6 protein-coding genes and 1 pseudogene are annotated in these 15,461 nt (G+C 70.4%); 2 read left to right on the forward strand and 5 right to left on the reverse strand.

The window, feature by feature from the left end; genetic code table 11:
• Positions 1-67: 67 nt before the first annotated feature.
• Entirely contained in the window at positions 68-3,217 is a 3,150-nt protein-coding gene (locus tag IE242_RS11030; RefSeq protein ID WP_189857907.1) for a tetratricopeptide repeat protein, read from the reverse strand.
• Between the two features lie 659 nt (positions 3,218-3,876).
• Here IE242_RS11030 and pgm point away from each other — a divergent pair.
• Positions 3,877-5,517 carry a phosphoglucomutase (alpha-D-glucose-1,6-bisphosphate-dependent) gene (gene pgm / locus IE242_RS11035; RefSeq protein WP_189857909.1) on the forward strand — a complete coding sequence of 547 codons (1,641 nt, stop codon included), beginning with the start codon at positions 3,877-3,879 and terminating at the stop codon, positions 5,515-5,517.
• Here the strand turns inward: pgm and IE242_RS39165 are convergent.
• The 4 genes and pseudogenes from IE242_RS39165 to IE242_RS11050 form a co-directional block, all read right to left on the reverse strand.
• The gene (locus tag IE242_RS39165) at positions 5,430-5,900 is read right to left on the reverse strand and encodes a hypothetical protein (RefSeq protein WP_373299502.1); all 471 of its coding nucleotides are present in this window, start codon (positions 5,898-5,900) and stop codon (positions 5,430-5,432) included. The genes pgm and IE242_RS39165 overlap by 88 nt on opposite strands.
• A gap of 73 nt (positions 5,901-5,973) precedes the next feature.
• A pseudogene (locus tag IE242_RS11040) lies at positions 5,974-6,729 on the reverse strand (nSTAND1 domain-containing NTPase); the annotation flags it as partial.
• Between the two features lie 70 nt (positions 6,730-6,799).
• Entirely contained in the window at positions 6,800-7,009 is a 210-nt protein-coding gene (locus tag IE242_RS11045) for a hypothetical protein (protein ID WP_189857912.1), read from the reverse strand.
• A 28-nt stretch (positions 7,010-7,037) separates the two neighbouring features.
• Positions 7,038-13,106 carry a DNRLRE domain-containing protein gene (locus IE242_RS11050; RefSeq protein ID WP_308436764.1) on the reverse strand — a complete coding sequence of 2,023 codons (6,069 nt, stop codon included), beginning with the start codon at positions 13,104-13,106 and terminating at the stop codon, positions 7,038-7,040.
• A 1,639-nt stretch (positions 13,107-14,745) separates the two neighbouring features.
• On the opposite strand from IE242_RS11050, the gene IE242_RS11055 reads away from it, so the two are divergent.
• Positions 14,746-15,459, forward strand: coding sequence for a calcium-binding protein (locus tag IE242_RS11055; RefSeq protein WP_189857914.1), 714 nt, complete (start codon positions 14,746-14,748; stop codon positions 15,457-15,459).
• Positions 15,460-15,461 lie beyond the last annotated feature (2 nt).

Here is a 15,461-nt window from a genome sequence, read left to right on the forward strand (position 1 = left end):
AGCCGACCGGCCGACCGGCGCGGCAGGTCGGAAACGGCTCAATGTCCCGGGTGTCCGAAGGCCGCAGTCAAGCACCCTCCGCCTTCAGGTGCGCCAGATGTTCAGCGGCGGGCTTGGTGCGGGCCGCGTCGATGCGCCGGTAGATGTCGATGGCCTGGCCCAGCTCTTCCACGGCGGCCGCTCGGTCGCCGGTGAGGGCCAGGCAGCGTGCCGATCCTTCCAGGGCGCGGGCTTCCTCCAGTGGGCTGTGTATCTCCCGGGCCAGTCGCAGGGCCTGTTGGTGCCGCGCACGCCCTTCGTGCGGCTCCTGGGACACAGCGGACAGCCTGCCCAGGCTGTTCATCACCTCGGCCTGGCCGAGCCGGCTGCCGAGGCCCTGGTACAGGTCCTGGGCCTGCTGCAGGAGAACGGACGCCTCCTCGAGGTCACCCGTCAGGCGGCGCACGATGCCCAGATGGTTGAGGGTACTGGCCTGACCGAGCCGGTCACCGAGCCCTTGGTACATGTTCCGAGCCTGCTGCAGAAGGTGAGATGCCCTCTCGAAGTCACCCATCAGATACCGCACGACGCCGAGTTCGTTGAGGGCGTTGGCCTGGCCGACTCGGCTGCCGACACCCTGGCACAGTTCCCGGGCCTGCTGCTGGAGACAGGACGCCTCCGTATAGTCGCCGATCAGGCGACGCACGACGCCGAGCCGGTTGAGGGCGTTGGCCTGGCCGAGCGGGCTGCCCAGATCCTGGTAGAGGATCCGGGCCTGCTGTGAGAGAACGTATGCCTCCTTGCAGTCGCCCATCAGGTACCGCACGACGCCGAGCCGGTTGAGGGTGTTGGCCTGGCCGAGCCGGTCGCCGATGTCCTCGTACAGGCGCAGGGCGCGCTGCAGGAGGTCGGAAGCCTCCGCGTAGTGATCGGTCAGACGGCGCACGACGCCGAGTTCGTTGAGGGTACTGGCCTGGCCGAGCCGGTCACCGACATCCTCGTACAGGTGCTGGGCCCGCTGCTGGAATTGGGACGCCTCCGCGTAGTGATCGGTCAGACGGCGCACGACGCCGAGTTCGTTGAGGGTGTTGGCCTGGCCGAGCCGGTCACCGATGTCCTCGTACAGGCACAGGGACCGCTGCAGGAGGACGGAAGCCTCCGCGTAGTGATCGGTCAGGTACCGCACGACGCCGAGTTCGTTGAGGGTGTTGGCCTGGCCGAGCCGGTCACCGATGTCGAGGTACAGGTGCAGGGCCTGCAGCTGGAGATCGGACGCCTCCGCGTAATCGTCGGTCAGCCGGCGCACGACGCCACGTTCGCTGAGGGCGTCGGCCTGGCTTCGGCGGTCACGCTGACCGGAGGCGGTGACGGCGGCGCGCTGGTGCAGGGTTGCGGCCTGAGGCCAGGGGCCTTCGCGCCGGAGGAAGGAGGCCATGGCCGCGACCAGGTGAACACTGCGGGTGGCTTGGTCGCGGGCCGGGGCGTCAAGGCAGGCGAGGAGATTGGTGCGTTCAGTGCGCATCCACCTCAATGCATCGGCCCAGGTGGACAGGGTCGGTGCTGCCATCGGCCCAGGGATGGAGGGCGGGGCGTGGCGGGGAGTGATGTGCAGGTGGCCGTCGGCGGTCTGGGCGGTGTGCTGGTAGTAGTCCAGGAGCCGGGAGAGGGCTTGGGCACGGTCGTCGGCGGAGTCGGTGTCGATGGTGAGGAGGCGGGCGTAGGCGCGCAGGAGGTCGTGAGGCTGGTAGCGGCCGGGAGCGGTCTCGTCGAGGAGATGGTGGATGTAGAGGGCTTCCAGGTGGTGGCGGGTCTCGGAAAGAAGGGCGTCATCGAGAGCGGCCGCGGCATAGGCGTCTATGTCGGGGCCGGGATGGAGGCCGATGCGGCGGAAGAGGCGCTGCTGGTCGGAGGTGAGGTCCTGGTAGGAGAGGGTGAAGGCGGTGTAGACCGCGCGGTCGCTGCCGACGAATGCGCCCAGGCGGTTCTGAGCGGTGGCGAGCTCGTCGGCGAACTCGGCGATGGACCACTTGCGTTTGTGGCACAGGTGTCCGGCGAGCAGGGCGATGGCCAGCGGCAGGTACCCGCACAACCGCACCGTCTCGTTGACCGCATGTATCTCGTTGCCGGTCGGGGTGCGGTGGGCGAGACGGGTGAACAGGGCGGCGGCGGCGCCCGGTTCGAGGGGGTCCAGGGACAAGGGGGCTGCGTCACTCGGGGCCATCAGACGGGCTCGACTGGTGATCAGGGTCAGGCTGCCCGGGCTGCTCGGCAGGAGGGGGAGGATCTGGGCGTGTTCGGCGGCGTCGTCGAGGACCAGCAGCACTTTCTTGTCGGTGAGGCGGTCCCGCCACAGAGCGGAGCGCCCTTCCAGGGTCGCGGGGAGATTGCGGGGGTCGATGCCCAGGTCGGTCAGTAGCACAGCCAGGACATCGATGGGTTCGGCGGGGGTCTGGCCGGGTGTGTGGGCGTGCAGGTCGTGGAAGAACTGCCCGTCCGGGAACCGATGGGCGAGCCGATGTGCAGCGTGGGTGACCAGAGCGGTCTTGCCGATGCCGGGCATCCCGTCCACGGTATGGATGTTGACCACCCGTCCTGGCGCCGCCGTGGCCAGCAGGTACTCCAGCTCACTTTCCCGACCGGTGAAGGCCGCGATGTCCGGGGGCAGGCCGTGCGTGACCACCGGGCGATCGGGGGCCGGCGCCTCCAGCACGGTGCTCTGATGGAAGTCCCTCCCGGCCGTCAGGGATGTTCCGCCCGCCTGTCGCACGCCCTGCCTCACGAACACTGCGGGCGACACGCCCGGAGGCGCCATGCTTTCGGAGGGCAGGGCATTGCCTTGGTGGTAGTCGCGCCCGACCTGGACGCCCCAGCCACCCCGAACGGTCTGGTGCTGCATGACGGAATACGCTCCATCGCGCTGCTCCCGATCGAGGACGGGAGCGAGCCGGTCGTCCAGCAGCCGCCGCAGTTCATCGGCCGCCTGCGGGTTCCACTGCAACAACTGCTGCAGCTGCACCCGCCACGCCCCCTCCAGGGCCTGCTCCGTGTCGGGATCCTTGGCCTCACGGGCCTGAACGACCTGCCCGCGCAGCACTTCCAGGTCACGGCCGACTTCTTCGGCCCGCTCCGGATGCGCCTGTCGCCACAGAGCGACCACACCGTCCCGGGCCAGCGTCCACTCATCGGTCGCCATCACGCGCACCAGTGCCGACCCCGCGGCCATCGACAGCGGATCCATCCTCCACCCCCGCGACTGTCTGCGAACAGTCCCACTGCAAGCCTCACGCTCGTCTCTCTAGACGGTCCATCGGCCGTATTGCATCGAACAGAGCCCGAACAGCCCGGTCGTTCCCGCTGATCGGGCAGGGCCACCGCCCGGGCTCGGGTCTGTGAGACGTCGATACCATCCACCCGATCCGAAACGCGCTGGACGCCACGGGACAGATGGGTATGAACCGACACGCTGTCTCTCTGTAGACGCCAGGCATCGCGCAAGGAGCGCGAGGGCACCCAGGTGGTGGGCGCGAGCCGCCCAGCCAAGGCTGATGTGGTGTCCGGCGCCGGGCCGGCGGTTCACCTGGACGCGGGATGACGCGCTCAGGGACGCGGTCAGGGACGCGGTCAGCACGGTCAGCGACGCCTCGTGGAGCCGCCACCACCGTTCGTGTCCACCGTTCGTGTTCCGGACATCGGCATGGCCAACCAGTTCGACGTCACGAAGCGTGGTGGAGCCGTAGTACGGGCGGCCGTTCGGTCTGATCATGTCGGCCGGGGAGGCGAGACCGGCTTACTGCGAGACACGTGCCACAACGGCGGCCTGGTGCGCGTCCCGGTCGGCCGGGCAGGGGAGAATGATGGCCGTACCCGAACGGTCGCCCCTTCCGGAGGAGTGGGTAAATGCAGGACGCACGAGCGGGACAGGTCGCCGGGCCCGAGGACCTCGTCGATGTGGCCCGCCTGGTCACGGCGTACTACGCGCTGCACCCCGACCCGGCCGAACCGGGGCAGCGGGTGGCGTTCGGCACCTCGGGACACCGCGGCTCGTCCCTCGCGGCGGCGTTCAACGAGGACCACATCGCGGCCACCAGCCAGGCCATCTGCGAGTACCGGGCCGCCCAGGGCACCGACGGTCCCCTCTTCCTCGGCGCCGACACCCACGCCCTGTCGGAGCCCGCGCGGATCACCGCGCTGGAGGTCTTCGCCGCCAACGACGTGACCGTCCTGATCGACCAGGCCGACGGCTACACGCCCACCCCGGCCGTCTCGCACGCCATCCTCACCCACAACCGCGGCCGTACGTCCGGCCTCGCCGACGGCGTGGTGGTCACCCCCTCCCACAACCCGCCCGCCGACGGCGGCTTCAAGTACAACCCGCCGCACGGCGGCCCCGCCGGCTCCGAGGCGACGTCCTGGATCCAGGACCGCGCCAACGAGATCATCACGGGCGGCCTGAAGGACGTACGGCGCATCCCCTACGCCCGGGCCCTGGCCGCACCCGGCACCGGCCGCCACGACTTCCTCGGCGCCTACGTGGCCGACCTGCCGAACGTGCTGGACCTGGAGGCGATCCGGGCCGCCGGCGTACGCATCGGCGCCGATCCGCTCGGCGGTGCCTCCGTCGCCTACTGGGGCCGGATCGCCGAACAGCACGGGCTCGATCTGACGGTGGTGAATCCGCTCACCGACCCCACCTGGCGCTTCATGACGCTGGACTGGGACGGCAAGATCCGCATGGACTGCTCCTCGCCGTACGCCATGGCCTCGCTCATCGAGCAGCGCGACCGGTTCGACATCGCCACCGGCAACGACGCCGACGCCGACCGGCACGGCATCGTCACGCCGGACGGGGGCCTGATGAACCCCAACCACTACCTGGCCGTGGCGATCTCGTACCTGTTCTCGCACCGCGAGCAGTGGCCCACGGACGCCGGGATCGGCAAGACCCTCGTGTCGTCCAGCATGATCGACCGGGTCGCGGCGGACGTCGGCCGGCCGCTGGTCGAAGTCCCGGTCGGATTCAAGTGGTTCGTGGACGGCCTGTCCGACGGAACGCTCGGCTTCGGTGGCGAGGAGTCGGCGGGTGCGTCCTTCCTGCGCCGCGACGGCTCGGTGTGGACCACCGACAAGGACGGCATCATCCTGGCCCTGCTCGCCTCCGAGATCACGGCCGTCACCGGACAGACGCCCTCGCGGCACTACACGCGGCTCACCGACCGCTTCGGCGCCCCCGCCTACGCGCGCGTCGACGCCCCGGCCTCCCGCGAGGAGAAGGCGCTGCTCGCCAAGCTGTCCCCGCGCCAGGTCACCGCCGACACCCTCGCCGGCGAGCCGGTCACCACGGTGCTCACCGAGGCCCCCGGCAACGGCGCCGCCCTCGGCGGCATCAAGGTCGCCACCGCCAACGCCTGGTTCGCGGCCCGCCCTTCGGGCACGGAGGACGTCTACAAGATCTATGCGGAGTCCTTCCTCGGACCGGACCATCTGCGCCGGGTCCAGGAGGAGGCCAGGTCCGTGGTGCTGGCGGCGCTGGGCGCCTGACGTGGCCGCGAGACCCTGGTGACGACGCTGATCGCCACCGGGGCCGCCATCGGCGGCGCCCGAGAGGCTGCCCTTGGCGCCTTGCTGGAAGACGGCCAACGACACCAAGGTGAGGTCACTGGGGCAGGATCATCGTGCGGAGTAGGTGGGATCCGGCTCGTCCGTGGAGCCGGCTCCACGCAGGCGAGTCGAGATCGTGGCCGGTCAGCTCGGCGGCAGGTCACCAGCAGCCGGGTCCCGGCGAGGCGTTGCGCGACACGCCACTCCTCGGCGCCCAGTTCGATGCGCGGTTCCGTCCGCCGGGTGGGCGCGGGACTGCCGGCCGGGACCCGGACGAGCCGGGTGAACAGCCGCCTGGCCGCCTCCTCGTCCTCCGGCGGCACGCACGTGTCCCAGACCCGGTCGGCGTGCTCGCCCAGGGCGCCGCTGACACGGCCGAGTTACGGTCACGATCTCGCGCAGGCGTTGCGGGTCCGGCGGGGCGAGGGCGTGCAGGTGCCCGCCGATCTCCGGGCCCAGCCGCGGATGGGCCAGTACCGGCTCCAGAAAGTCGGCGCGCAGCGTGATCAGTACGCGGACGGTGTCGGGCAGTGTGTCGCCCGTGAGCAGGTCGGCGAACTCGTCCACGGCGGCCGGGTCGAGGCCGAGGATCTCCTCGAACTGGTCGACCACGACGAGCAGTCGGCTGCCGCGCCGCAGGTGGAGCAGCCGGGCCACCATGTCCGCCGGGCCGTGGCGGCGGAGCACCTCGGCGAGTTCGGCGGTCCGGTCGGGACGCTCGGTCTCGACCAGGCCGGGTTCCAGCAGCGGCAGCAGCGCCGCGGCGAAGACATTGAGCGGGGCGCTGCCGGGTGTCGGCCGCAGGACCGCCACCTGGGCGCCCTCGGCGCGCAGCCGGGGCGCCACTCCGGCCAGGGCCAGCGACGACTTGCCGGAGCCCGAGGGTCCGACGACGGTGACGCGGCGCTCGGCGGCCAGCGCCCGCGCCACCTCGTCGCTCTCCGCCCGTCGGCCGTGGAAGAGCGCCGCGTCGGCCCGGCGGGGAGCCCGAACGCCCGCACCCGGTGGCCCCACAACTCCTCTCGCCCCGTTCGCGCCTGACACGTAGTAGCCGCGTACCGGCCCGCGTCGGTCGGCTCGGATACCTGAACGTCCCGCCGCTCTCCCTGCGGGGCGGCGGAGCGGTCGGCACCTCGTAGCAGCGCCCGGCATCCCGATGACAGTCAGGGCCCACCGCTGGTGATGCGGTGGGCCCCGGCCTCATTTGTGATGCCCTGCCTCGTTATCTGCCGCGGCGCCGCAGTTCTTCATGGTGCGGTACGACGAGAACGCCCGCGATGATCGCGGGAAGAAAACTCAGCCTCAGGACACCTGAGGCAAGGTCGATCTGCTTCTCACTGTCGGTGACGAGTCCCCACAGTGCACCGGCGGCGAGCAGGACCAACGCCAATGCGGCGAAGCCCAGTGACGCTTTTCCCGCATTCGTCGACACGAGCCCTCTCACTGGTGATCCTCCTTCACTACTGGTGCCATGCATAAATGGGGCCGATGTGGTAGCGGACTATCTTGGTTCCCCTTCTCGGATACCACTTCAGGAGGTAGCCGAGATACCACTGGTAGAAATCGGCCAGTGCGAAGACGGCGGCTCCGATGGCAACAGCGGCCGCCCACCCGACGCCCGGAACCGCTGCCGCTACCGCCGAGGCCACGGCGCCGGCCTTCTTCGCGCCTTCGATCGTGTCGATCAACCGCGCCGTTTTCTTCCTGCTCAACTTCAGCGTGCAGGTGGTCCAACCGCAGGAGAAACCGGTCTTGTTGTACTTCTTGATGGGCTTACGGCCATCGAGGTCGTACTTGTTCACCGGGTCCGTGGGGTATCCGTAAGCGTTCGGCCCGGCACCGTACACCGGGTCGACGCTCAGGAAGCGTCCTGTCGTGGGGTCGTACAGGCGCTGGCCCATGAGGGTGATGCCGCTGAGGGTGCGCGTCGACTTCTGGTAGCTGCCCAGGGCACCGTAAGCGGTGGCCGCGGTCTCCGAGGACGGGTTGCCGTACTCGTCGTAGTGCTGGACGGTGGCGGCCACGGAGGTGTCCAGGGGTTGCCGGACCGCGATGTCGCCGTGGATGTTGGCGAGCTGCAGGACGATGTCGCCGGTCGCCGAGGTGACGGCGGCGAGAGCACCCGTGAGGTCGGTGACGTTACGGCTGACGGTGCTGCCGGTACCGGTCCAGGCTGGGTTGCCCACCGGGCCGTTGTAGTGCTGGGTGAACGTGCTGCTCGTGCTCCATGTGCCGTCGGTCGCCCGGGTCTGGGTGGTCTGGACGGCGAGGCGGCCGGCGGCGTCCAGGGCCCAGAGGTTGCGGCTGGTGCCGAGGGTCTCGGAGGCGACCAGGTCGTTGGTGTGGTACGTCAGCGTCGTGCTGCCGCTGGTGGTGGTGTGGCCGAAGGCGTCGTAGGCGTAGCCGGAGTTCACCAGGCGGTCGGCCGAGTCGTAGGTGTACGACGTGGTGGCCATGGTGGTGTCGTCGGTGCTGCTGTCACAGTCGTCGGAGACTGTCTTCAGCGCTGTGCGGTTGCTGTTCGTGTCGAAGGTGTAGGCACGGGTGGTGCAGCCGGTGCTGAGGGTGTCGGTGGCCTGGGTGAGGCGGCCGGCGGTGTCATAGGTGTAGTCGGTCCGGGTGGTGGAGCCGTCGGTCTGGGTGTGGCCGGCTTGGCGGCCGTCGACGGTGTGGCCGGCGGTGTCGGAGAGGACGGTGGTGCCGTCCGGGGCGGTGTAGGTGCGGTCTGTCTGCTGTCCGGCCGGGTCGGTGGTGACGGTGAGGGTGTGGTCTCCGGGCAGTGTCCCGGAGACGAGGGTGCCGTCGGCGTCGTAGGAGGCGGTGAAGGTGCCCGCGACCGAGTCCGTCATGGTCTTGAGGTTGCCTGCGGTGCCGTAGGCGTAGGTGACGGTGGACGGGGCCGAGTCGGTGGTCCTCACCGGTCGGTCCAGGACGTCGTAGGCCGTGGTGGCGGTGTTGCCCGCGCCGTCCTCGTACGAGGTCCGGCGGCCCAGGTCGTCGTATCCGTTGACGATGGTCCGGCCGTCGGAGGACTGGGTGGCGATCCGCCCGTTGTCCTCGTCGTAGGTGATCGTGGTGCTCGGGGTCTCCTCGCCCGTGCCGCCGGTGACGGCCGTTCCGGCCGGGCGGCCCGCCGCGTCGACCATGGTGGTGGTCGTGCGCGTCACGCCGTTCGCGGTCTCGGCCTTGGTGGCGACCTGGCCCCGGCGGTCGTAGGTGTAGACGGTGGTGACCGCCTCGGCCGGGTTGTCGCCGCCGCCGGTGACCGCGGCCGCGGGCGCGGTACGGCACAGCAGACCGTCCCACTCCACGGAGGCGCACGTACCGACGGCGTCGGCGTCGTAGTAGGTGTAGGACAGGGTGCCCGCGTCCGACCCCGAGGAGCCCACGGTGCGGGTGGTGGCCACCCGGCCGGCGTCGTCGTAGGTCGTCACGGTGGTGCCGGTCTCGGCGCCGGTGGTGGACTGCTGAGCGCCGGTGGACCAGTCGTACGTCGCCGTGGACACCTTCGTGTCGGCGTCGGTGGCGTACCCCGCAATCGCGGCGCCGGTGCTGACGGTCGTCACGAGATCCGAGACGGTGGCGTCGGCGGGCTTGTGCTCGTCGTAGGCGTACGAGGTGTGCGTGCGTGCCGGAACGACCGTGCCGGCCGCCAGAGTGGACTCGGCGGTGGTTCCGGCCAGTTCGGCGGTGAGAGTGACCTCGTGCAGCGGGCCGTACTCGTCGGTGAGGCGCTGGCCGTCCGCCGAGTACTCGGACACGGTGGCCAGTTGCTGCGCACGGTCGGCGGGCGGCAGGTCGCTCAGGCCCAGCTGTGCGAGCACGTCCGAGGCGCCGGAGGAGGTGCCGAGGGCCAGTGCGCGGTTGGCGGCGGTGAGTTCGGCGACGGTGTTGCCGTACTCGTCGTGCTCCGTGGTGGTGATCGATCCACCGGGTGAGGCCGTGTTGGTCTCTTCGCCGCTCGCGTCGATGTAGGTGATGGTGGCGCGGTCGTACGAGGACGACGTCAGGTCGCCGCCGGTGTGGGAGGCGGGGACGCTGTCGGCCGGGAAGATGGCGGTGGCGTCGGTGGGCGCCTCCTCCTGGGCCCAGGTGGCGACCGTGGTGGCGTCCATCCGGTGCGGCGCGGTGGTGCCGGACAGCGGTACGTCGTAGACCACGGTGGTGGCTGCCGTGCCCGACGTGCCGGTGTCCGAGCCCTCGGCCAGCGCCGGGCGGGACGCCTTGAGCAGCATGCCCGCGCCCGCGGTCAGGGCCGAACCGGCCTTGCCGTAGGTGAAGGTCCAGGGCAGCTCACCGGGCGGGGTGAGGGTGGCGACACGGCCGTCGGCGTCATAGGCGTATCCGGTCTTCAGCGCGGGGCTGATGCGCGGGTCCCAGACCTGGCGGAGCCTGCCGGAGGCGCCGTAGGCGTAGGAGGCGACGGTCTCGGCGGTGGCGGCGGAGGCGCCGGGGCCGGTGGCCCACAGCTTGATCGCCTCGACCTGGCCCCGGTAGTCGCCGACGGCGCTGTCGGTGGCGGTGGTGGAGTCGGCGTACACGAACTCCAGGACGCGGCAGCCCTTCGTCGCGGGAGTCGCCTGGCAGGTGGCGGCCTTGACCGCGCCGGTCGGGGAGATCACGTACTTCGGGCGGACCAGCGTGCCGCCGTCGGCCGTGACCGTTTCGGAGACGGTGGTGACGGTGCTGTCGTCCACCGCCGTCGCGAAGGAGGACAGCGTCCACGTCGTGGCCGTCTCCACCGCCTTGGCGAAGATCGTGGTCGTGCCGTCGGTGTCGGTCAGTGTGAACGTCGAGCCCGGCAGACCGCCCGTGAGGGTGAGGGACTCCGCGCCGCTCTCCGGCTCCCAGTCACCGCCGGAGGCGGCGGTGAAGGCCACGGACGAGCCGTCGGTGCTCAGCAGTTCGACGGAGGTGCCGGAGGTCCTGCGGATCTGTGTGTAGTCGCTCGTTCCACCGGTGACCGCGGAACTCCAGCCCGAGCCGAAGATCTGTGCCTGGCCCTCGGTGTCGGTGTCGTTGGCACGCGACGAGAAGGTACGTGTCACATCGGCCCCGAATGCCGAGGCGTCGGTGGCTTCCAGCGTGTAGTCACCGGTCAGCTGGTTGACCTGGCCCGGTCCCACCGCCGCGGTGGGCGCGGTGCCCGCGTCACGGTCCAGGGTGACCTCGACGGTCTGCGAGTGACCGGTGGCGGTGCCGTCGGTGAAGGCGGCCCGCAGCTCGATCACGCCGTCCTCGTCCAGCGAGGCGACGGTGTTCCACACCAGCTTGCCGGCGCTGCCGTCGGTGACCGCGACCGGCCAGGCGGCGACCGAGCTGCCGGAGACGGTGACGTCACCGACCGGGACGGTGTGCCAGGAGTCGGTTTCACCGCGCCGGTACTGCCAGGTCACGCCGGTGTAGGTGGTCAGTCCCCTGGCGGCGAGGGTCAGCCGGCGGGCGGTGTCGTCGCCGTCCTGCGGAGACAGGATCGCCGCACCGTCGGCGCCGACACCGAAGCTGTAGGCGGTGGTGGCCGAGGAGAGGTTCCCGCCGGAGTCGACCGTGCGGGCGTACAGCGTGTGCCAGCCGTTCGCCGGGTCGATCGAGACGGCCGCCGCGTCACCGCCGGTGCCGTTGGTGGTGTCGAGCTTCTTGCCGGGCAGGGACGAGTCGTCCAGGCCCCAGTGGTAGCCGGCGCCGTCGGCCGAGGAGGTGTCGATCGTGCAGTTCACGGCGGAGTCGGCCGTCGGCGTCCAGCCGTTCTCCGCGTAGATGTCGCAGGACACGGTGGGCGCCGCGGGCTTGGCCGTGTTCAGCACGAACGGGGTGTAGCCGCTGTAGGAGCCGTGATCGGTGCCGTCGTAGGCGCGGACGCGGTAGCGCAGATGGGCACCGGCCGGGAGGGCGGAGGCCGAGGGGACGGTCAGCGTGGAGGCGCTGCCGGAGGCGACCGTCCTGCCGTAGGCGGTGTAGGAGTACGTGGTGTCCGCGTAGTCCGGGTCGGCCGTGATCTCGTACTGTGCCCGGACGTCGGCACCGTCGGCGTCCGTCACCTTGGCGGACAGGGTCGGCGTCAGCGAGGTGACGTACCGCTTGCCGTTGTAGGTGTTGACCTGCGACGGGGAGACGGCGAGCGCACTCGGCACGGCGGGGTACGAGTTGTAGGTCACCGTCAGGTGCGGCTCGGTGGAGCCGTCCCCGGAGACGTGGTTCGCCGAGCGGAAGCGGCGCCAGGTCAGCGAGTCGGTCTCGTCCGCGCTCGCGATCCGCAGACCGTGGTTCGCCGAACCGTCCGCCCACGCCTGCACGATGGCGTCGATGTCGAAGTTCATCGTCCCGGCCGGGCAGTCGGCGTCCGAGTAACCCTTGGCCGCGGTGTTCGTCACCGCACCCGTCGTGGTGGTGGACGGCTGGTCGGGCCAGGTGATGTCCGACGACGACCACGACGAGGTGATGCGGCGGATCTGCGTGCCCGCCCCGGAAGTGGCGCAGGTCGAGGAGTAGTACGAGTACAGCGCCAGGTTGGTGTCGGTGATGTGCTTGCCCTTGAACGCCGACACGTCGAACTTCAGGTACGAGCGGGCCTTGGTCGTCCCCGCGTCGTACGTGCCCGACTTCAGCTCGGTCGAGGAGACCTGCGAGTCGGTGTAGTTGGTGGCGACCCAGGTGTCCGTGGTCGCGGCGAGGGTGGAGGTCGGATCCACGGTGACCGGGTAGGTCAGGTCCTGTTCGAAGTAGTCCGCGTCCGGGGTGAGGACGAGGGTCTGCGCACCGTCATCGGCGGTCTCCACCTTTGTGGCGACCTTCGCCTGGTATCGCGACTCACCTGAGGCGTCGTCCTGGGAGGAGTCCCACATCATCGGCGCGGGCGCCTCGGCGACCAGCTTGCCGTCGGCGTCCTTCAGCAGAAGGTGACCCGAGTCGGCCACCGACAGCTTCAGGCCCTTCAGGGTGAGGGGGATGCGGTACGTCGGCTCCTGGGCCGGTGCCGAGTCGAGGACGACGTTCTGGCTGAAGCCCTGGGACAGCGCCGTGACGGTCAGGGTCTGGCCGTCACCGAGGGCGTAGGAGGCGGTGTCGTCCCGGACCGTGGGCGTGGGGAGCTTGGACTCCCAGCCGAGCCCGAAGGACGTCGCCCCCTTGGCGACGGAGGCCAGCGCGGTGTCGCCGCCGTCGGAGACCGCGATGTCGGCGGCCGCCACCTCCGGCTCCAGCGCTGCCCCGGTATCGCTGAGCGTCGTGTCGATGTCCTGCCACGTGCCGTCCACCTCCTGCCGGATCGGCCCGGCATAGGTGGCCGTCTGCAACTCGCCGGACGGCAACGCGTACGTCGTCGAGGTCGCCGTCCGCTCCGACGTCACCTCGATCTTCCGGTCCTGGAGGCGGGCCATGAGCAGGGCCGCCGCAACGGAATCCGCCGACGAGGCCGCCGACTCGGCGCTGCTCGTGGCCGTCGTCTCCGTCGGGCCCGAGTCCCCGGCCGCGAAGGCCGCCCCCGTCTCCAGTGACATCAGCGCGGCTTCCGCCGCCAGCACGACGGACACCGCAAGCGCCGTACGCCTCGAAGCGTGCGGACTTCTCGCCCGCCACCCCGATCCCGGGTGTGTTCGTCTTCGCTGCAAGCTCATGCATCACTCCTGTGATCACCGCGTGGCCGCCCTATGCGTCACGGGTGGGCGTGATGAAAGGTCAAGAACCTGTGGGGGGATCCATCGGCGATGATCACGACCCGATCAAGGTTGGACACCGCCCCCTTTTCTGCCCTTGACCGAGCGCCCTCCACGGCCATCACCGCACCAGTTGCTGTGCATGGCCCGTCTCTTACCTGTCGCACAAATCGGAACATCGGTGACCCGGCGAATAAATGCCCGCACTCAGCTGTGAACTTTCTGTCATGGGAATAGTTATTTGCTTGTGACGGCCGTGTCGGGCGTGAGCCACTCCAGTGACGCGTGCAGCGGTTACGGCGGTCTGTTGAGGCGGTGCCAGGTAAGGGCTTGCGCCGGATCGCTCGAACGACCAGGCCGGAGCGGGTGGCTGCGCACGAAGCGGGGATCGAGTGCGGTGTCCGCGCCGCAGGACTCGGCCCCGCACCGCGCCGCCACCCGGCACACCGAGAGCGGGCCAGCTCCCTCAGAATTCAGGCAAGCGTCCTGCCGGCCACCGACTTCTTCCACGTGGACACCATCGGACTCCCGGCCCCTCATCCCACCACCGCATGGGACACCCAGCAGGCTCACCCACTGCTCCGGCACTTCGGCGACCGGGCTGCCGACTTCACCCACCTGGTCCGGGACCGCGACGCGGAATTCATCGCAGCCTTCGACGCCGTCTTCGTCGGCGAGGGCATCACCGCGGAGACACCTCCTCGGCGTCCGGTGCTGTCCGGTACCAGAACGTCGGACACGTCCTGTGACCAGGGCTTACATCGTTGCGTTCCGAGGTTGGTCCGGCGTCGCGGACTTCGGCACCCCCCTGCCGGACGCTCCTTCCACGGGCTTGTCCGGCGCCGGGCGAACGGCGGCGACCGGCAGCCGAGAAGCACACGGCGCAGCCCGTGGGAAGGCGCGGGCACCGGGCCGGCGACCGGCCCGGCAGGAACCCTCGGACCCACGCGAAGGTGTGCAGGAGCCATGGACGACAACCGCCGGCAGTCTCGTCGGCCGTATCCGGGCCACGCCCTCACCGGCGGACCCGTGCCCGACCCGCTGACGGTGGCCCGGGCGGAGGCGCTGTTCAGCAGCGATGTGCCGATGTCCGCGGCACCGGGCGCCGAGGAGATCGCCGCGGCCGTGCGGCGGTCCGTCCGCGCCCACGGCGGCATCCGCGGCTGTGCCGTGGCGCTCGCCGTCGCCTACGGCGAGTGCCCGGAGACGGCCGTGGACCGCATGCGCTGGGCCCTGCAAGCGGTCCGCGCGGCCCATCCGCGCCGGCCAGGGCCCCGGACCCCGGAACCGGACCCGTTCGCCGTGCGAGCGGGTCCGGCCCGCCAAGGCACCGGCGCACGGCCGGGCACCTCACAGACGACCGCCGCCCGGGACGACGGCGCACCCATCCACCACCAGGACGACACCCACGCAGATCCCCCCACGCAGGCGGGACCACGCAGAAGGGACCACGCTCATAGGGCGGCACGACCAGTTCCGCCTCACGACTGACGCCCCAACACGGAAGGAAGCAAAGATGAAATACCGAACGCTCGCTCAGCCCGGCCGTCCGATGCGCATGGTGTGCAGCGCGCTGATCGGCGCCGGCGCCATGCTGGCTCCCCTCGCCGGTTCGATGGCGCCGGCGAACGCGGCCACGGCCGCACCTCCGCACTGCTATGGGAAGGTGGCCACCATCTGGGGTGACGGAGGCGCCAACAGCCTTCGCGGCACTTCGGGTAGCGACGTCATCGCCGGACTCGGCGGCAACGACCGCATCGCTGGCAACGGCGGCGCCGACATCATCTGCGGCGGCGAGGGCAACGACACCATCCGAGGTGGCTCCGGCGCAGACCTGGTCGCGGGTAACCGCGGGCACGACACCATCAACGGCGACAGCGGCAACGACCGACTGCGCGGCTTCGGTGGCAATGACCGGATAAGCGGCGGAGCAGGCGGGGACGTCCTGCACGGGGGCGACAGTCACGACTTCGGTTCGGGCTGGGGCAACGACTACCTCGACGGCGGGACAGACAGGGACGTCTCGTACGGCACTTCGGGGAGGGACCGGCTCGTCGTAGGCCGCGATGGCGAGTTCCCCGACCGGATGTACGGCTACAACGGGGACGACTACCTGGACGCACGTGACGGGAAGGGCAACGATCTCGCAAACGGCGGTGCCGGCAAGGACCGCTGCACCGGCGACGACGGTGACCAGTTCCCCGGATGCGAGATCAAGCCCGCCAGGTGATC

It is taken from the genome of Streptomyces poonensis (assembly GCF_014650915.1).
In the GTDB taxonomy this organism is placed as follows: Bacteria; Actinomycetota; Actinomycetes; order Streptomycetales; family Streptomycetaceae; genus Streptomyces; species Streptomyces poonensis.